Raw genomic sequence first — 17947 nt, 5'->3', positions numbered from 1 at the left:
AACTTTGTCCCTTTGAACCTTTGTTACTTTGTTCCTTCAAAAAGAAACTCAATCACTTTATCATACAAATCATCATCATGCATTCCATGACCTAGACCTGTTGTTTCAATAAACTGACTATTTTTCCAATTGCTGGCTAATTTTTTTCCTTCGGCGAAAGCCACAATATTATCTGAAGTATCATGAGCAATGAAACCGGGAATAGTAAATTGGGATGCAAATTTTTCCCCTGAAAAATCTTCCAGTTTAAAATTAAAACGATTTATAAATTTATTTTCTAAAAGAGGAAGCATTCTGTTATTTAGACTCAACATTGAAATGTAATTATCAATCAAAGTTTTTAAGTCAGACGGAGCACCAAGAATTACCATTTTGGCAATACTGGTATTCGGAAATAAATATTGATGATAAACGCAGGCTGCGCCGCCAATAGAATGTCCAATGATAATTTCAGGCTGATATTTTTCGACTGCTTTATTGATAAATTCGGCGTAAAGTGGCACATTAAATTCTTTTCCGCTGCTTTGTCCGTGGGCAGGCGCATCAAGAGCGATTATCGTGCTTCCGGATTTCTGAAGATGTGGTAATGTTTTTTTCCATCTCGACGAGTTACTTTCCCAGCCGTGAACCAAAAGGATTTTGGTTTCATTTCCTTTCCAGATATAAGTTTGAAAATGATGTTCGTTATGATGAAACGTTTCTGTTTCTGTATCCCTTAAGATTTTTGGGAGTTTTTCTTTTTTAAAGCGACCAACTCTGGGTTGGCTAAATAAAGCATAAGAAAGTTCCATGGCTCTTTGCGGACGCACATAACTCAAAAAATTAATGTAAGATCCAACGGATTTTAATGTGATGAAACGAATTCCTTTTTTAATTTTCAAAACTTAAATTTTTTCTAAAGGTAAAAAAAGGTCTGCCACGAATTACACAAATAACCACGAATTTTTTATTCTCACTATTACAGATAAAAAAATAATTAGTGATAATTAGTGGAATTAGTGGCAAAAAAAATATAAAAAAAAATCCCGATTTAAATCGGGATTTGATATTTAGAATTTTGCGAACAATTGTTCCATTTTTTCTTTTTCTTCTTCAGCTAACTGCGTATCAACTAAGATTCTTCCAGAGTGCTCATCAGTGATGATTTTCTTTCTTGACGCAATTTCAACCTGAGTTTGTGGTGGAATTGTAAAGAAAGATCCTGCAGAAGCTCCTCTTTCGATAGAAACTACTGCTAATCCGTTACGAACACTGCTTCTGATTCTGTTGTAAGCAGCTAATAATCTGTCTTCGATTTGCGCAGAAAATTCAGCAGATTTCTCAGTTAAGAAAGTTTCTTCTTTCTGAGTTTCAGCCATAATAGCATCCAGTTCAGATTTTTTATGTTTTAAATGAGAGCTTTTAGCATCAAGTTTTTCTTTTAAGTTAGAAATAACTTCTTTTTTGTGCTCGATAGAAGCTTTCATTTCTTTGATTTGCTTTTCAGCCAATTGAATTTCTAATTCCTGAAATTCAACTTCTTTTGTCAAAGAATTAAATTCTCTGTTGTTACGTACTGATTCTTGTTGTTTAGTGTACTTTTTAATAACCTCTTTATGCTCCTCAATAGCAATTTTCTTTGCTTTAATTTGCTCCTCAATCACTTCAAGTTCACCTTTCAGTTTCTCTGAACGAGTGCTCAAACCTGCAACTTCATCTTCTAAATCTTCAACCTCTAAAGGAAGTTCTCCTCTAACGTTTCTGATTTCGTCAATTCTAGAGTCAATAAGCTGTAAATCGTATATTGCTCTTAACTTGTCCTCAACACTTAATTCTTTCGTATTCGTCATATTTTATAAGTACTTAACTGGATTTGTATTTTCTTCCGATAAAATGATTGCAAAATTAAGAATTTTTTTTCGAAGATAATCAACAATATAATTTTTTGTATAGCGTTCACTCTCAAAATGACCAATATCGGCCAAAAGTAACTTGTTTTCAGCTTCATAAAACTGGTGATACTTCAAATCGGCGGTCAAAAAAGCATCGGCTCCAGCCTGAATTGCATTTTTTATGGCGAAACTTCCAGACCCTCCAAGCACGGCTACTTTTTTTATTTTTTTTCCTAAAAAAGCAGAATGACGAATTCCGTCAGCGATCATTTTATCTTTCACAAAATGAAGAAAATCATTTTCGTCCATTTCATTTTCAAATTCGCCAATCATTCCTAATCCAATATTCTGATGCTGATTCTGCAGATCGTAAATTTCATAAGCGACTTCTTCGTAGATATGATTGGCAAAAAGTGCTTTTAAAATACGGGATTGTAAATGTTTTTCAAAAACAACTTCGATTTTGATTTCTTCTCCTGTATGAAGCTTTCCTTTTTCACCAATAACAGGATTGCTGTCTTCATTTCCCTGAAAAGTAAAAAATCCCTGCGTATTAAAACTGCAGTTATCATAATTTCCAATTGTTCCGGCACCGGCTTCAAACAATGCATTTCGAACTTTGTCAGCATTATCCGGAACGGTAAAAGTGACTAGTTTTTGAATGAAATTATTTTTAGGAATTAATATTTTAGTATTTTTCAAACCTAAAGCATCGCAGAAAATTTTATTTACTCCAGCCGAATGATTGTCTAAAGCAGTGTGAACGGCATAGATGGCAATATCATTTTTAATGGCTTTTAAAACAGCTCGCTCTACATAATTTTTGCCTGTAATTTTTTTAATTCCAGAAAACAAAATAGGATGAAAGCAAACTACAAGATTGCAGTTTTTAGAGACGGCTTCGTTAATTACGTTTTCTAATGCATCATGGCAAACTAAAACGCCAGTGCAATCTGTTTCTGAATTTCCTACTAAAAGTCCAACATTGTCAAAATCTTCGGCATAAGCTAAAGGAGCCATTTCTTCGAGGACAGATATTATATTTTTGATTTTCATTTTTAATTTTGTTTCAAGTTTTACTTGTTTCAAGTTTCAAGTTTTAAAAAGGAGGTTTGAAAAGTAAAACAAATTAACGAATAAACAGTTCAATTTTAAAATCTATGGAAGGTTTTGCAAGAATTAGTAACATAGATAATACAATGTTACTGATGTTACTTTTCGTATATTTGTAATTCTAAATGAAAAGTCATGACTACAATAAAAATTAATGAACGTACTAAATCAGGGAAGGCATTTATGGCGATGTTTGAAGCTTTTTTTAAAGGTGTAGACGGAATAGAAGTAGTTGAAACCGATTCGAAAAAAACTGAAAAAGAAGAAAGCTTTTATTCTCCTGAATTTATTGAGAAAATTAAAAAAGCAGAAGCCAATATTAAAAAAGGAAAAACAACAAGATTAAATCCTGAGGATATATGGGGAAGTATTTTGTAGACTTTGAAGAAGTTGCCCGTAAGGATTTAAAAAATCACTATAAATCAGGAAATAAAGCTACTATAAAAAAGATTGAAAAAATGCTTTTAGAGCTAACCGAAGATCCCTTTTCTGGAGAAGGACAACCAGAAGAATTGAAATACAATTATAAAGGTTATTGGTCAAGAAAAATCAATAAAAAAGACAGGTTAATTTATAGAGTGGAAGAGGAAATAGTTACTGTTGTTATAGTTTCTGCAATGGGTCATTATTCAGATAAATAACTTTATGAACTTACTTCGAAAAATACTTTTCCCTTTCGCCGTTTTGTACGGATTTATCACTTCAGTTCGTAATTTTCTTTTTGATAAAGGAGTTTTAAAATCGACTTCATTTGATCTTCCTGTTATTGCTGTTGGAAATTTAAGTGTAGGCGGAACAGGAAAAACACCGCAAATTGAATATTTGATCCGATTATTATCTGATAAATATAAAGTAGCTACTTTGAGCCGTGGTTATAAAAGAAAATCTGAAGGTTTTGTTTTAGCAGATCAAACTTCAAATGCCGAAATTTTGGGAGATGAACCTTTTCAGTTTCATCAAAAATTTCCAAATGTAATGGTTGCAGTCGATGCCAATCGTACCAATGGAATTCAAGAATTACTTTCACAAAGTCAAAAACCGGAAATTATCTTGCTTGATGATGCTTATCAGCACCGTAAAGTAAAAGCTGGATTTTATATTTTGCTGACTTCTTACGATGATTTGTACGCAGATGATTTTATGCTTCCAACTGGAAATCTGCGAGAAAGCAGGAGCGGAGCAGAAAGAGCCAATATTGTTGTAGTGACCAAATGTCCTAAAGTTTTATCTGATGAAAAACAGACTGAAATTCGACTAAAGTTAAAATTGAGTTGTTCACAGCAAATCTTTTTCACTTTCATAGATTATGATGAAGTGATTTTTGGTACGTCCGAAAAAATTGCTGTCAGTGATATTAAATCAGAATCTAAAGTACTTTTGGCAGGAATTGCAAAACCAAAACCTTTCTTTGAATATTTAAAAAATGAAAATGATGAATGTCTGACTTTTCCGGACCATCATCATTTTTCGGGTGCCGATATAGAAACAATTCTGGCTAAAGCTAACGGAAGAAAAATAATTACAACTGAGAAAGATTATGTTCGTTTAAAAGATTCCAAATTGGTTTCACAATTGTATTATCTTCCAATAAAGAGTTCGTTCCTCAATCACCAGCAAAATTTTGACGCAACAATTTTGGAATATGTCAGGCTAAACTTAGGATCTTAGAGACTTAGAACCTTAGTAGCTTAGGCAAAAATTAATCAAAAAATTTAGCAATAGTAGTGTAGAATTCATCCGGAACAAATGGTTTGGTAATAACATCATCCATTCCAAAGGAAAGAAGCATGTCACGATTTTCGTCGAGCGAAATAGCAGTCAGTGCGATAATCGGAGTCGATTTATCAAATTCCCGAATTAATTTGGTCGCTGTTGTACCGTTAATGCCAGGAAGGTGAACATCCATCAAAACCATATCAAAACGTTTGACCTTTAAAAGCTCAACAGCATCTTCTCCGTTATCAATGATTTCACAACTAATGTCTTTGTTTTCAAGCATTTTTCGAGTTATCATTTGATTGATTTTATTGTCCTCAATCAATAAAATAGATTTGTTTTTCAATTGTGTGTCACTATATGGTTTTACTTCTTCAATTACTTCCAATGGTTCGTGGTTAATTTTAAAATTTAATTTGAAGGTAAAAGTAGAACCTTTACCCACTTCACTTTTAAGTTTTATTTCTCCTCCAAGGAGTTCGATTAGTTTTTTTACAATAGTAAGTCCAAGACCAGTTCCGCCGTATTTTCGGTTTACTTCAATAGATCCCTGTGAGAAACTTTCGAAAACAGTTTGAAGCTTATCCTCAGGAATTCCGATTCCTGTATCCACAATTTCAAAGTAAATTGTAGCAGTGTCCTCTTCTTGAGAATATAGTTTAGCAATAACGCTTACATGTCCGTTTTGGGTAAATTTTAAAGCGTTATTAATCAGGTTTAATATAATTTGCGACAGTTTTGTTGGATCCCCCATTAAACTATCCGGAATTGATTTGTCTACTTCTAAATTGAAATAGTTTTTATTAGCAGTAGCTAATTCTTTTAAGGAACTCTGAATGTTAAATAACAGTTCTTTCAAATTAAAGCTGATCGTTTCTACCTCAACTTTAGTTGAATCAATTTTGTTAATTTCCAAAATCTCATTAATAAAAGTAGTCAGGTAATTGCCTGAAAACTTTAACGATTCCAGATATTTTAATTGTTTTTTCTTTGGATTGTCTTCCAACAGAATATGTGTAATTCCGTTGATTGCATTCAGTGGTGTTCTTAATTCGTGGCTTACTGTCGATAAGAATTCAGATCTTGCTTTTGACGCTTTTTCGGCTTTGTTTTTAGCTAAAATCAGTTCTTTATTTTTTTCGCGAAGCAGTAAATTATTCTGATTTCTGATAATATTGTTTTTATATAAAGCCAAACTTAAAAGAGACAAAATCGAAATTAAAGCAATAGCAAGAATGCTGACTAACTTTGAATAGCGATAGGTTTTAAGCTGAATTTTTTCTTCACTTTCTCTTTTTATAGTATTATTTAAAGACTGATTTTTTTTGAATTTTTCGAATTCGTTTAAATCAACTTTAGCATTTTTTAGTTTTAAAAGATAATTTTCCAGTTGATAGTGCTCGTCTAAAAAAGAATAAGCCATATCATAATTTTTATTCTGTTTATAATACTGGCTTATAGCTAATACGATTTTAGATTTTTTTAAAAGATCATTGCTTTTTTCGTTGTAATCTAACGCTTTATCAAAATAAATCATAGCAGAATCGTTCCTTTTCAGCTGAGTTTCAATTAAGCCAAGCTGATAGTAAGAATCTACTTTTGTTTTTATAATCCCCGGATTATTTGGTTTTTTAGTTATATTCCTGAAAGTTTTTGCGGCCAGGACAAGATCATTGTTTCTCTTTTGTGCTAATGCTTTTTGATAATTCAATGCTTCAGCATGATCTGTTATATTAAGCTCTTTTAATAAATCCTGAGCTTTTGTATAATAGACATCAGCAGTTTTGTAGTCGCCTTTTGCTGTATTTGCTACTCCAACATAATATAGTGCTAAAGCTTTAATACAACTTGGTTTTAGTGTATCGTATATGGAAACGGTTTTGTGAAAGTTTTTTAAAGCATCTTCAAGTTTCCCCTGATTATAAAAAATTTTGCCAAGCTTTAGAGTTTGATTGGCTACATTTTCTTTTTGCCCGTGTACTTCGCAAAAATTAATGGATTTTTGAGTAAAAGCCGCCGCCTCATCATACTTTTTATTGTTAAGATTAGAGTTTGCCAGTTTGTTATAATACACAACGCTGTCTGTATTCTTTATGGTTTGAGAATACAAAGATGAAGTAAGAAAACAAACAACAATAAAAAGACAGTATTTCATGTATGGCAATGCTTTTACAATGAATCTTATTTTTTTCTTATGAGTAAAATTAAATCGATCAATCTTGATGAATAGCCAATCTCGTTATCATACCAGCCTACTACCTTTACCATTTTATCGATAACTGAAGTAAGCTGAGCGTCAAATAAACAAGAATGTGTATTGCCAATTACATCTACCGAGACAATTGGATCTTCGGTGTAATCTAATATTCCTTTTAAACTTGTTTTTGAGGCTTCTTTAAATGCTTTATTTATTTCTTCAATGCTTACGGCGCGTTTTACATTAAAAGTGATATCTGTTAATGAACCGTCAGGAACTGGAACTCTAATGCCGCAGCCTCCCATTTTGTTGTGCAATTTAGGAAAAATTTTTGTTAATGCCTTAGCTGCACCAGTAGTTGTTGGAACAATTGACTGACTTGCACCTCTCGCACGTCGTAAATCCTTATGTGGCTGGTCATGAAGACTTTGATCTGTTGTAAAAGAATGTATTGTTGTTATGTAAGCCTGCTCAATACCACATAACTCTTCGATGATTTTAATCATTGGAGCTGCGTTGTTTGTAGTACAGCTTGCATTAGAAACAATATTTTCGTGACCATCAAGAATAGTTTCGTTTACACCCAAAACTACCGTTTTTATAGTATCTACTTCAGAAGGAGCAGAAAGAATTACTTTTTTGGCACCTGCTTCGAGATGTCTGTTTAATTCTTCGTGTGTTTTATATTTTCCTGTTGATTCAATTACAATGTCAATCGAATGTGATTTCCAGTCTAAATTTGAAATGTTTTTTTCATGAAAAAAGAAAAAATGTCTGCCATCTACAATAATACTGTTCTCGTCATGACTTACGTCAAAAGGCAGAACACCATGAATACTGTCATATTTAATTAAATGTGACATCGTTTTGTTATCTGCAATATCATTTATAGCAACAACTTCAATTTCAGGGTGATTTAAAAGGAGACGAAATAAATTTCTTCCGATTCTTCCAAATCCGTTAATGGCAATTCTTGTTTTCAATTATATGGTTTATTCGTTTAATCGTTAAAATCGTTTATTTGTTTAGCCTCTTACGCCTCTGCGATTAAAAGGATTAAACAAATAAGCGTTAAACCTGAAATTTATAAAATATGTTTTTGTGCTTTGTAAGAAGAACGAACAAGCGGCCCGCTTTCAACGTGTCGGAAACCTAAATCAAGTCCGAATTGTTCATATCGGGCAAATTGTTCCGGTGTAATGAATTCTTTTACAGGAAGGTGTTTTTTACTAGGTTGTAAATATTGACCAATAGTAACTACATCTACATTAGCATTTCTTAAATCGGTCATAGTCTGGAAAACTTCTTCTTCAGTTTCTCCAAGACCTAGCATAATTCCGGATTTAGTTCTGTTGATGCCTTTTTCTTTTAAATAACGAAGTACTTCTAGGCTTCGGTCATATTTTGCCTGAATACGAACTTCACGAGTTAAACGTCTTACCGTTTCCATATTATGAGAAACCACTTCAGGATTTGCCTCTACGATACGATCTATGTTTCTCTCGATTCCCTGAAAATCAGGAATTAAAGTTTCAAGAGTTGTATTTGGGTTCATTCTGCGGATCGCTCTTACAGTTTCCATCCAGATAATAGAACCTCCGTCTTTTAAATCATCTCTGTCCACACTTGTAATTACCGCATGTTTGATATTCATAATTTTAATAGAACGTGCTACTTTTTCCGGCTCGTCCCAATCTACTGTTTCTGGTCTTCCGGTTTTTACGCCGCAGAATCCGCAGGAACGGGTACAAACGTTTCCTAAAATCATGAAAGTTGCGGTTCCTTCGCCCCAGCACTCTCCCATATTTGGGCAGCTTCCCGAAGTACAAATAGTATTTAAGCTGTATTTATCGACTAAGCCTCTAAGCTCAGTATATTTTTGTCCAATTGGCAGTTTTACTTTTAACCATTTAGGTTTTGCAGTAGTTATGTTTGCTTCGGATGTTTCCATATATCAATAATCAAAGCACAAAGATAAGGAATGTAGTTCATTTTGAGGACTAAATTTGCTTTTCGTTCACTTTTCCTATTTATACCTTAATCTATTACAAATTTGACTTTCAGGGATAACCGAAAATTCGTTCAAAATTAATTTTGTTGTGAATTTAATAGTTTTAAAATATGAAAAAAAGATTTATTGCCATTGGTGTGTTATTTATGACTTTTAGCTTTACTCAGATAAATGCGCAAATACTTTCAGATAAAGCGATGGGAGCTTTAGGAAAAGGAGTTTCCGGATTTACTTTTAGTGATGCTGATGCAGCAGCTTTAGCAAAACAAGCCATTGAAGAAATGGATGCCAATAATCCTGTAGCAGGACCTACAGATGGTTATGCTATTCGTCTGAATAGAGTTTTTGGAAAACATGCTTCAAGCGAGGGAGTTAATTTAAACTATAAGGTCTATTTAGTGAAAGATATAAATGCTTTTGCTTGTGCAGACGGTAGTGTTCGTGTCTTTGCCGGATTGATGGATATTATGGATGATAATCAATTGCTGGCTGTGATTGGACATGAAATTGGTCACGTGGTAAATCATGATTCCAGAGATGCTGTTAAAGCAGCTTATAAAAAAGAAGCACTTTTAGACGCCGCTTCATCGCAATCGGGCAAAATAGAAACGATTACAAAATCTCAATTAGGAGTTTTGGGAAGTGCAATGATTGACAGTAAACACAGTAGGAAACAAGAATCTCAGGCGGACTCATTTTCGTACGATTTTATGAAAAAAAATGGATATGATGTGAATGCAGTAGAATCGGCATTTAGAATTTTACAAAATTTAAGTCAGGGAGCCGAATCTTCTTTTATGACTAAAATGATGAGTTCGCATCCGGATTCTGGGAAAAGAGCTGACGATGCTAAAAAAAGAGCAACAAAAGATGGTTTGTATAAAGAATATGTACAACAGAAAATTGTAAATACTGCACCTGTTACTGCAACACCAAAAGCAGCCACAAAAACTACCGCAAAAAAGACAGCAGCAAAAAAGAAATAATTTTTTAATGCAATTTGAAAAGGCAGATTCTTTGAATCTGCTTTTTTTTGATTGCCAAACGATTTCTGATTCACATAAATTTTATATCTTTAATTGTTGAAAAAACAAGCTTTTTATGAAATGAAATAGCATTTTTGTTATTTACATTTGTTGTTAAATTGTAATTATAAAAAAACATGAAAAAGAAATTTATAATAGCGGGACTCTTATTTGCAGCATTTGGTGTAACTAAAATGACTGCACAGATTAATTTCGGTGATAAAGCAATAGGAGCAGTTCAAAAAGGAGTTACAGGTTTTACTTTTAGTAATGCCGACGCAGCTAAATTATCTAAAGAAGCTGTAGATAAATTAGATGCAGAACATGAAATTGCAGGGCCTACAGATGGTTATACTTTGAGATTGAACCGTGTTTTTGGTAAACATGCTTCAGGAGATGGATTTACTTTAAATTATAAAGTATATAAATTGAAAGAAGTAAATGCTTTTGCTACTGCAGACGGAAGTGTTCGTGTATATTCCGGATTAATGGATATCATGGATGATAACGAATTAATTGCTGTAATTGGACATGAAATTGGACACGTTGCCAATAATGATTCACGAGACGCCATAAGAGCGGCTTATCAAAAAGAAGCTTTGATGGATGGTGCGGCGTCACAATCTGCTACTCTTGCTACGGTTACTGATAGCCAGCTTGGAAAAATTGGAAGTGCTATTATTGATAGTAAATACAGCCGTAAACAAGAGTCGGAAGCCGATTTGTTTGCCTATAACTTCATGAAGAAAAACGGTTATAATGTAAATGCTGAAGAATCTGCTTTTAGAATTTTAGCTAAAATGAGTGAAGGATCTCAGGCGTCGTTTATTGATCAAATGATGAGTTCGCATCCGGATTCTCAGAAAAGAGCTGATGAAGCTAAGAAGAGAGCTGAAAAAGATGGTCTGTATAAACCGTATGTGCAACAAAAAATTGTAAATACTGCACCGGCTGCAACTACAACTAAAAAAGCGACGACAACTACAAAGAAAACAACTACAACAAAAAAGAAATAATTGTTGTTTTGAAAACTAAGAAAACCCGACAGAATAGAATTTTGTCGGGTTTGTTTTTTTATCCTAAAACGTGAAAAGCTAGAATCTTTTGTACTTCGTAAACATTCACAGATTTGTTAAATTGTTTTACGATACTTGGTTGCTGTTCGCTTGAAATCCAGATTTTTAATTCAGCATCAAGATCAAAAGTTCCAGCGGTTTCAACGCTGAATCTTGTAATGTTTTTGTAAGCAATCGATTTGTACTCTGTTTTACTTCCGGTAATTCCTTGTACATCTACTAAGATTAATCTTTTGTTTGTAAAAATGAAGGTGTCACGAATAAGTTTAAAACCCATTTCGATTTCCTCATTTGCTGTTAAAAGCTGCCCGTATTTTTTGATTAGATCTTCCTGACTTACAGAACCTGCATTGCCCAGAATAGCAGAAAATATTCCCATTGTTTTATTTTTATTTTGATGATTATGTCTGTAAAAGTAAATAAAAATGAAAAATAATTTCAAATTAGACTACTGCTTAATTAGTTTTTACTAAAACTAAAAAAGCAGAACTAAGTTCTGCTTTTTTTACTATTCCATTTCCGTTTTTATTGTGATCGGAAGGCTATATGCTGTTCGAACCGGTTTTCCGTCCAGAATTCCTGGTTTCCATTTTGTTCTTAAAGATTTTAAAACTCTTACCGCTTCTTTTCCCATTCCGTAACCTGGGTCATTTCTAACAATAATATCTGTAAGTGATCCATCTCTTTCAACAACGAATGAAACATATACTTTTAATGTTTTTTCCATGTCTAATTCAGGTCTGCGGAAATTATTTCCAACATATTTATAAAATTCACTGATTCCACCAGGAAATTCAGGAAGTTTATCCAGAACTGCCACAGAAACAGGATCGTTAGTAATTGCTGGTGCAGTAGAAGTTACCGGTCCGGTACCGTCGCCTCCAGGTGATGTACTAGTGCCAGAAGGATCTCCTGTTCCAGGAGTAGCTAACACAACAGGTGTATTATCTGTGTTTGGTGCAATATCGTCAACAGCATCCTGCGTAGTAGCTACTATTGGATGAATTAATTGTTTAGCATCTGTTACTGTTGTAGTCGTTTCTTTTACGACCGGTGCTGATGGAGCAGGTGGTGGCGGCGCAACAGTTGGATCTAGATTTACTGGTGTCACCGGTTTGTCAAAGTCATTTGGCAATTCAGTGACAGGTTCGATTGGTGCTGTTTTAAATTTGTTAATTAATACAGGTATGCTTCCCAGAGCAGTTATTAACAATAAACCCATAAAGAGTGCATTAACCGTAGTTCTTGGATTCTCCTGGCGTAATTGATACGCTCCATACTCTTTGTTTCTGTTTTCGAAAACAAGATCGTTCCACTTGTTTTCATAAATGTTCAATTTAGACATAATTTTTGGGTTTTAAGGTTAAGTAACTTTAAATCATACGCATAAAGGATTTAGGTTTGGAGCTACAACGAGAAAATTGTAGTTTTAGTATGTGATAAAATAGATATTTTAAGAATAAAAATACGAATAGTATATTTTTCTTGATTTAAAGATAAGAAATTATCTGTTACGTTCGATAATTTCTGCCAATAATTTTTTAGCCCTTAAAAGCTTAACTTTTACGCTGCTTAGAGGCTCATCAATCTTAACGGCAATTTCCTGATAAGACATTTCCTGAAAATAGCGAAGCTGAATTACTTCCTGATAATGGGGTTTAAGTTCTTTAATGCATAAAAGCAGACGGGAAAGATTCTGTTCTTTAATTAATGCATCTTCAGCAGAAGGAGTAGGGTCGGCTATATTGTATGCCTGTTGGTCTTCGTTGTCTGTTATTTCTATAAAAAGATTCGTTTTCTTTTTTCGAAGTAAGTCAATATAGACATTTTTTGCGATGGCTATAAGCCAGGTATTGAACTGAAATTCGGGGTTGTAAGAAGCTATTTTGTCAAAAGCTTTTGAGAATGTTTCAATTGTAATATCCTCTGCGGTGGTTTCGTTTTCGGTTCTTTTGAGCATAAAGGAATATACCTCATTCCAATAATGATCCAATAAAAAAGTAAAGGCGATCTGATCGCCTTTTTTTGCTTTTTCTATTTTAGAATTTATTTCCAATATACCGGTTTTGAAAAGATATTAGTTATAAAGATATTAATTTGCGTTAATATAAGTGCTATCTCAACAACCGGAAACCATATTTTAAGGTCATTTTCTTTCAGTTTTCCTGCTGTACATCCAATTACTGTCCAGACTACGGTGTAACGTGTTGCCAAAATAGCCAGTACTGCAATCCATTGAAACTGAAAAGCAAGCAGAATTATAACTAACAAAAAGAAAAATAATTGTGAACAGAAAAATAATCCTAATTGCATTTTATCAAAAAACTTGTAATGTTCTGCGGTAGAAATATGTCTTCTTTTTTGCGTAAACCATTCTCTGAATGTTTTTTTAGGTTTTGAATACGTAAAACTTTCAGGCATATAAGAAATCGTGGTGTTTACTTTGTTTGCTGCCTGATTGATAAACAAATCATCATCACCTGAACGAACCTGAATATGATCAATAAATCCGTTTACATTAAAGAATTCTTCTTTTTTGTAAGCTAGATTTCGCCCTACGCCCATATATGGAAGTCCTGCTTTTGCCCATGAAAAATACTGAAGAGCAGTTAAAACAGTTTCAAAACGAATAATTTTATTTAAAAAAGAACGCTCTACTTTTTCGTAACCTCCATATCCTAAAACTATAGTTTTATTTAGGGTAAACTGCGAAGTCATTGCTGTAATCCAGTCTTTAGAAGTTGGATAACAATCAGCATCTGTAAATAATAAATAATCTTTTTTAGCAGCTTTAATTCCAAGAGTCAAAGCGTATTTTTTGTTTCCCCAGAAAGCTTCATTGTTTTCCACTTTTACCAGACGAATATTAGGGAATTCTTTTTCGAATTCTTCAAATATTTCAAGGGTTTCATCTCTTGATGCATCGTCAATTAAGACAATTTCAAAATCAGGATAATTTTGTTGTGCCAAAAGCGGAATGTATTTTTTTACATTTTCTTCCTCATTTTTTGCACATACAATTACAGAAACAGGAAGGTTTTTAGGCGTAATATGTTGCGGTTTGCCAAAAGCAAACTTTCCAAAAATTCCAAGATAATAAGATAGTTGAACAACAACAATAGCAATAAAAAAGTAAAATATGTATATAAGCATCTGATTTATTTGGTTCTATTAATTTTTTACGTTCTGCGACTGCAAATGTACTTATGAATTCGCTAAATTCAATAGCTAAAGCTGAATTTACTTTCGGCATTTAGACATTTCTTTTGCAACGGCAATAGACTGAGGGTTTTCAGTTTTCTCTAATTCGGTAATTATATTTTTGTAATTATGATCGTCGCGGTTCTGCGAAAGTTTTTTCGTGGCCTGAATCTCATCAATTTCAATTTCAAAACCAAAAATGCCTCTTGCTTCGCGCATTGTTTTGGCTGATAAATCTTCAACACGAACAGGATTTTCTGAATTGATTTCGTATTTGTCAACTAATTTTTTCAGCTGTTCTACAGAAGTCTCGTAATCAACAATTTTAATCCGACCATAAACATGTACAGCTATGTAATTCCAGGTTGGAACATTTTCGTGATCGTACCAGGAAGATGATATGTAGCTGTGAGGTCCTGTAAAAACAGCCAGAACCTGATCATTTTCTTTAAAACCTTCTGCTTGTGGATTTAGTTTTGAAATATGGCCTTGCAGAATTTCTTTTCCGTCAGCATTTATTTCCAGTTCTATCGGAATATGAGTGGCACATAATTTTCCGTTAGTCTGATTAATCAGGGTTCCAAAGCTGTTTTCTTTTAAAAAACCTTTGATTTCTTCCTGATTTTCGTTCTTGTATAAATCTGGTGTATACATTTATATCTTTTTTTGCCAAGAATAATTACACAAATTAGCACGAATTTAATTAGTGAAAATTGGTGTAATTCATGGCGAATATTTTTTTAAATCACATTGACTTCTGCCTCAATCTGAATTCCGAATTTTTCAAAAACGGTTTTCTGAACTTCTTTAGAAACAGCTAAAATTTCCTGTCCTGTTGCGTTTCCGTAATTCACTAAAACCAAAGCCTGGTTTTTATGAACTCCCGCATCACCAAAACGTTTTCCTTTAAAGCCGGCTTGCTCAATCAGCCATCCGGCTGGAACTTTTACTTCGGTTTCTGAAACTTCGTAATATTTAATTTCAGGAAACTTCTGATGAATTTTCTCAAAATCAGATTTTGATATAATTGGGTTCTTAAAGAAACTGCCGCTGTTTCCTAATTCTTTCGGATCAGGAAGTTTACTTTGTCTAATTGCAATTACAGCATTGCTGACATCTTTTAAAGTGGGTTCAGCAATATTGTTTTTAGCCAATTCAGCCAAAATATCTCCGTAAGAAGTATTGATTTTGTGATTGCGTTTTGTCAATTTGAAAACGACAGAAGTAATAATATATTGGTCTTTTACTTCATGTTTGAAAATACTTTCACGGTAGCCAAAATTACATTCAGCATTATTGAAAGTTTTTATTTCCTGAGTTGCAATATTCATGGCATCGCAAGAAACAAAAGTGTCTTTAATTTCAGTTCCGTAAGCACCAATATTTTGTACCGGAGTCGTGCCAACATTTCCGGGAATGAGCGACATGTTTTCTAATCCGCCAAAATTATTGTCGATGGTCCAAAGAACGAAATCGTGCCAGGTTTCACCGGCCTGACTTTCAACCCAGACAAAATCATCGTCTTCTTTGATTATTTTTTTGCCTTTTAAATCGATATGAATAACTAGAGCATCAATATCTTTAGTTAAAAGCATATTGCTTCCGCCACCAAGAATAAATTTTTTCTCGTTTTTGTTTGCTGACAGAATAGTTTTCAATTCAGCAATAGAATGTATGGCAACGAATTGTTTTGCGCTGGCTTCGATGCCAAAAGTATTGTAGTTTTTTAAAGAAAAATTGGATTGGATTTCCATAAATAAAAGGCTTTTTAATCTGATTCAAAAGTAAGGATTATAATTTATTTGAAACGGGTTTTAAATAAATATCAAAATTCAAAAGACAAATTGATTTCTTTTGTAAGTTTGAAAGAATTATAATACTATAATTATGACTGAAATTTTCCGTAAGAATAAGATTTTGCTCTTTTTAGGATTGATTTTACCATTGTCAGTTTCGGCACAGGTTGTTAACATTGAAGGAGAATGGAGTACAAAGGATATAATTGGTTATTCTAATGTTTTTGAATATTCTTTAATGAAAGAAAAACAACCAAGTGAAGGACGTAGTATAACATTTAGTTTAGATGGTACATTTTCATGTGGTGAGCCAATGATATGCCCTAATGGATGCTCTGTTTATACTTCAGGTTCTTACAGAATGGTTGATAATGACCATATACAGATGATCGTTCAAAATGTGCGTTTTGTTGGGTTTTACTGTGGCAATCTAAGAACACAAAAGGAAAATAATAGTAAAGATTTAGGTGTTTTTTATATTTATAAAGAAGGTGATGCAGTTCGATTAATTCCTAGTAGTGGTAATTTGCAAGAAGATAGAGATAGGATGCTTTATACACAAATGCTGAATTCTTTTGGTAAAGAGTGGAGATCTTATGATTATGTTTGGGATAATACAAATGCAGATCAATCAGAAGAAATTGTAAGATCTTGTAAAGACAAAAAAGGGCAGATTAATTTATCTAATTATAAAATTGTGTTTTCTAAAGACGAAAGCTATGGAAATGTCTTTCTTTTAAGAGAAAATGAAAACTATCACTATGTAGTTTATAATGCTGTGAGTAAAAAAGTTTCTTTGGCTTATCCAAAATAAGAGTTAACTGTTTCGAGAATCCAGTAACTCATGATACTTTCCCGAAATAACCTTCATGTTAATATCATAATTAGCATTTTCTTCTACAAATTTTCTGTTTCGAATAATGGCTTGATTTCTAAGCTCAGGATTTTCAAAAGACCAAATCAATTCTTTGGTCAGCATTTCAATATTATCAACTTCAATCAATTGTCCGTTTTCACGATGCGTAATCCAACTTTGATTTCCGGGAATGTCTGAAACTACGGGATAACAATTACATGCCATTGCCTCAAACAGAGATGCCGAAACACCTTCAGTCGTTGGCATGCTAATATAAATGTTTGATTGCTGTAGTAGTTTTGGAAGTTCTGTATTCGGAATTCTTCCAGTAAAAATTACTTTATTTTCTATTTGAAGTGCTGTAGTTAAATCTTTTAAATATTCTAGTCTTGTTCCGTCTCCAACAATTGTAAGTGAAAAATCAATTCCTTTTTGATGTAAAAGGGCGAATGCTTTTAAAATAGAATCATGACGATATTCTGGCATTAACGAACGTGTTACAATCGCTTCAATTTTATTGGAATTGTTTGTTGACGGTGTAAAAAGAGATAAATCAATTCCTTTCGGAAGTATTAAGACTTTGTCCATATTAACTCCGGTTGTTTTCATGTGAATTGCCATTACAGGTCCCCAGGCATGAATTAAATGTGCTTTTTTGAAAGCCTGTTTCTGGATGAATTTCTTAAATGGATACAATTTAGATTCTTCGGGCCATAAATCGGTTCTGCCTTGTTGGGCAATGGCGATAGTTTTAGATCCTGATAGTGCTGCAAGAAAACCATAGCTCGTAGTTCTTTCTGCAATTACCATGTCTGGTTTTTCTCTTTTGATGATTTTTCGAATAGCAATAGGAGAGAAGAGATACTCAAAAATACGTTTAAATCTTTGACTGTTTGAAGTTTGAAGTTCCCAGGTAATAATTTCAAAATCGCCAAATTCTTTTAAACCCTTCATCCAGGTTATGGCATCAGCGCGGTAAGATTCTCCAAGAAAAAGTATCTTTCTTTTCATTTAGGTATTTTTTGCCCCGAATTCACGAATTAATACAAATCAGTTTAACGAAAAAAAATAAATTCATGAATTCG

Annotated in this window: 19 protein-coding genes; 6 read left to right on the top strand and 13 right to left on the bottom strand. The window is 33.2% G+C overall.

What is annotated here, in order from left to right:
* Nucleotides 1-23: 23 nt before the first annotated feature.
* From HYN56_RS01190 to HYN56_RS01180, 3 genes are all read right to left on the bottom strand, one after another.
* The gene (locus tag HYN56_RS01190; protein ID WP_109190518.1) at nucleotides 24-881 is read right to left on the bottom strand and encodes an alpha/beta fold hydrolase; all 858 of its coding nucleotides are present in this window, start codon (nucleotides 879-881) and stop codon (nucleotides 24-26) included.
* Between the two features lie 168 nt (nucleotides 882-1049).
* Nucleotides 1050-1829: a zinc ribbon domain-containing protein gene (locus HYN56_RS01185; protein ID WP_109190517.1), complete on the bottom strand. Its 780-nt coding sequence runs from the start codon at nucleotides 1827-1829 to the stop codon at nucleotides 1050-1052.
* A gap of 3 nt (nucleotides 1830-1832) precedes the next feature.
* The gene (locus HYN56_RS01180) at nucleotides 1833-2927 is read right to left on the bottom strand and encodes a Nif3-like dinuclear metal center hexameric protein (protein WP_109194694.1); all 1095 of its coding nucleotides are present in this window, start codon (nucleotides 2925-2927) and stop codon (nucleotides 1833-1835) included.
* Between the two features lie 192 nt (nucleotides 2928-3119).
* Here HYN56_RS01180 and HYN56_RS01175 point away from each other — a divergent pair, with 192 nt between their 5' ends.
* The 3 genes from HYN56_RS01175 to lpxK are packed head-to-tail and all read left to right on the top strand — an operon-like array spanning nucleotide 3120 to nucleotide 4652.
* Nucleotides 3120-3362, top strand: coding sequence for a DUF2683 family protein (locus tag HYN56_RS01175; RefSeq protein ID WP_109190516.1), 243 nt, complete (start codon nucleotides 3120-3122; stop codon nucleotides 3360-3362).
* The gene (locus HYN56_RS01170) at nucleotides 3344-3625 is read left to right on the top strand and encodes a Txe/YoeB family addiction module toxin (RefSeq protein WP_109190515.1); all 282 of its coding nucleotides are present in this window, start codon (nucleotides 3344-3346) and stop codon (nucleotides 3623-3625) included. The genes HYN56_RS01175 and HYN56_RS01170 overlap by 19 nt, the downstream gene beginning before the upstream one ends.
* Nucleotides 3626-3629: 4 nt before the next feature.
* Nucleotides 3630-4652 carry a tetraacyldisaccharide 4'-kinase gene (lpxK, locus tag HYN56_RS01165; RefSeq protein WP_109190514.1) on the top strand — a complete coding sequence of 341 codons (1023 nt, stop codon included), beginning with the start codon at nucleotides 3630-3632 and terminating at the stop codon, nucleotides 4650-4652.
* Nucleotides 4653-4683: 31 nt separating this feature from the next.
* Here the strand turns inward: lpxK and HYN56_RS01160 are convergent, their stop codons facing one another.
* The 3 genes from HYN56_RS01160 to lipA form a co-directional block, all read right to left on the bottom strand.
* Nucleotides 4684-6855, bottom strand: coding sequence for an ATP-binding protein (locus tag HYN56_RS01160; protein WP_109190513.1), 2172 nt, complete (start codon nucleotides 6853-6855; stop codon nucleotides 4684-4686).
* Nucleotides 6856-6881: 26 nt separating this feature from the next.
* The gene (gene gap / locus HYN56_RS01155; RefSeq protein ID WP_109190512.1) at nucleotides 6882-7880 is read right to left on the bottom strand and encodes a type I glyceraldehyde-3-phosphate dehydrogenase; all 999 of its coding nucleotides are present in this window, start codon (nucleotides 7878-7880) and stop codon (nucleotides 6882-6884) included.
* A gap of 101 nt (nucleotides 7881-7981) precedes the next feature.
* On the bottom strand, nucleotides 7982-8848 hold the full coding sequence (gene lipA, locus HYN56_RS01150; RefSeq protein WP_109190511.1) for a lipoyl synthase: 867 nt from the start codon (nucleotides 8846-8848) through the stop codon (nucleotides 7982-7984).
* Between the two features lie 170 nt (nucleotides 8849-9018).
* On the opposite strand from lipA, the gene HYN56_RS01145 reads away from it, so the two are divergent.
* Entirely contained in the window at nucleotides 9019-9894 is an 876-nt protein-coding gene (locus tag HYN56_RS01145; protein ID WP_109190510.1) for a M48 family metalloprotease, read from the top strand.
* Between the two features lie 176 nt (nucleotides 9895-10070).
* The gene (locus tag HYN56_RS01140; RefSeq protein ID WP_109190509.1) at nucleotides 10071-10949 is read left to right on the top strand and encodes a M48 family metalloprotease; all 879 of its coding nucleotides are present in this window, start codon (nucleotides 10071-10073) and stop codon (nucleotides 10947-10949) included.
* Nucleotides 10950-11007: 58 nt separating this feature from the next.
* Here HYN56_RS01140 and HYN56_RS01135 read toward each other — a convergent pair whose 3' ends face one another.
* From HYN56_RS01135 to murB, 6 genes are all read right to left on the bottom strand, one after another.
* The gene (locus tag HYN56_RS01135) at nucleotides 11008-11388 is read right to left on the bottom strand and encodes a PH domain-containing protein (protein ID WP_008464535.1); all 381 of its coding nucleotides are present in this window, start codon (nucleotides 11386-11388) and stop codon (nucleotides 11008-11010) included.
* A 129-nt stretch (nucleotides 11389-11517) separates the two neighbouring features.
* Nucleotides 11518-12354, bottom strand: a complete 837-nt coding sequence (locus HYN56_RS01130) for an energy transducer TonB (RefSeq protein WP_109190508.1) — start codon at nucleotides 12352-12354, stop codon at nucleotides 11518-11520.
* A 159-nt stretch (nucleotides 12355-12513) separates the two neighbouring features.
* On the bottom strand, nucleotides 12514-13065 hold the full coding sequence (locus tag HYN56_RS01125; protein ID WP_109190507.1) for an RNA polymerase sigma factor: 552 nt from the start codon (nucleotides 13063-13065) through the stop codon (nucleotides 12514-12516).
* On the bottom strand, nucleotides 13056-14162 hold the full coding sequence (locus tag HYN56_RS01120) for a glycosyltransferase (protein WP_109190506.1): 1107 nt from the start codon (nucleotides 14160-14162) through the stop codon (nucleotides 13056-13058). The genes HYN56_RS01125 and HYN56_RS01120 overlap by 10 nt, the downstream gene beginning before the upstream one ends.
* Nucleotides 14163-14249: 87 nt before the next feature.
* A complete protein-coding gene (locus HYN56_RS01115; protein WP_109190505.1) occupies nucleotides 14250-14864 on the bottom strand; it encodes an FMN-binding negative transcriptional regulator in 615 nt (204 codons plus the stop codon).
* Between the two features lie 86 nt (nucleotides 14865-14950).
* A complete protein-coding gene (gene murB / locus HYN56_RS01110) occupies nucleotides 14951-15964 on the bottom strand; it encodes a UDP-N-acetylmuramate dehydrogenase (protein ID WP_109190504.1) in 1014 nt (337 codons plus the stop codon).
* Between the two features lie 133 nt (nucleotides 15965-16097).
* Between murB and HYN56_RS01105 the strand changes: the two genes are divergently transcribed.
* Nucleotides 16098-16820, top strand: a complete 723-nt coding sequence (locus tag HYN56_RS01105) for a hypothetical protein (RefSeq protein WP_109190503.1) — start codon at nucleotides 16098-16100, stop codon at nucleotides 16818-16820.
* Nucleotides 16821-16823: 3 nt separating this feature from the next.
* Here the strand turns inward: HYN56_RS01105 and HYN56_RS01100 are convergent, their stop codons facing one another.
* Nucleotides 16824-17873, bottom strand: a complete 1050-nt coding sequence (locus tag HYN56_RS01100; protein WP_109190502.1) for a glycosyltransferase — start codon at nucleotides 17871-17873, stop codon at nucleotides 16824-16826.
* Nucleotides 17874-17947 lie beyond the last annotated feature (74 nt).

This window comes from Flavobacterium crocinum (assembly GCF_003122385.1).
Classification (GTDB): domain Bacteria; phylum Bacteroidota; class Bacteroidia; order Flavobacteriales; family Flavobacteriaceae; genus Flavobacterium; species Flavobacterium crocinum.
This window is presented reverse-complemented; position numbering and strand designations above follow the sequence as displayed.

Coding starts and splice junctions, on each gene's coding strand:
- HYN56_RS01185 (WP_109190517.1), bottom strand. CDS start 1,829: ATGACGAATACGAAAGAATTAAGTGTTGAGGACAAGTTAAGAGCAATA.
- HYN56_RS01180 (WP_109194694.1), bottom strand. CDS start 2,927: ATGAAAATCAAAAATATAATATCTGTCCTCGAAGAAATGGCTCCTTTA.
- HYN56_RS01175 (WP_109190516.1), top strand. CDS start 3,120: ATGACTACAATAAAAATTAATGAACGTACTAAATCAGGGAAGGCATTT.
- HYN56_RS01170 (WP_109190515.1), top strand. CDS start 3,344: ATGGGGAAGTATTTTGTAGACTTTGAAGAAGTTGCCCGTAAGGATTTA.
- lpxK (WP_109190514.1), top strand. CDS start 3,630: ATGAACTTACTTCGAAAAATACTTTTCCCTTTCGCCGTTTTGTACGGA.
- HYN56_RS01160 (WP_109190513.1), bottom strand. CDS start 6,855: ATGAAATACTGTCTTTTTATTGTTGTTTGTTTTCTTACTTCATCTTTG.
- lipA (WP_109190511.1), bottom strand. CDS start 8,848: ATGGAAACATCCGAAGCAAACATAACTACTGCAAAACCTAAATGGTTA.
- HYN56_RS01145 (WP_109190510.1), top strand. CDS start 9,019: ATGAAAAAAAGATTTATTGCCATTGGTGTGTTATTTATGACTTTTAGC.
- HYN56_RS01140 (WP_109190509.1), top strand. CDS start 10,071: ATGAAAAAGAAATTTATAATAGCGGGACTCTTATTTGCAGCATTTGGT.
- HYN56_RS01135 (WP_008464535.1), bottom strand. CDS start 11,388: ATGGGAATATTTTCTGCTATTCTGGGCAATGCAGGTTCTGTAAGTCAG.
- HYN56_RS01130 (WP_109190508.1), bottom strand. CDS start 12,354: ATGTCTAAATTGAACATTTATGAAAACAAGTGGAACGATCTTGTTTTC.
- HYN56_RS01120 (WP_109190506.1), bottom strand. CDS start 14,162: ATGCTTATATACATATTTTACTTTTTTATTGCTATTGTTGTTGTTCAA.
- HYN56_RS01115 (WP_109190505.1), bottom strand. CDS start 14,864: ATGTATACACCAGATTTATACAAGAACGAAAATCAGGAAGAAATCAAA.
- murB (WP_109190504.1), bottom strand. CDS start 15,964: ATGGAAATCCAATCCAATTTTTCTTTAAAAAACTACAATACTTTTGGC.
- HYN56_RS01105 (WP_109190503.1), top strand. CDS start 16,098: ATGACTGAAATTTTCCGTAAGAATAAGATTTTGCTCTTTTTAGGATTG.
- HYN56_RS01100 (WP_109190502.1), bottom strand. CDS start 17,873: ATGAAAAGAAAGATACTTTTTCTTGGAGAATCTTACCGCGCTGATGCC.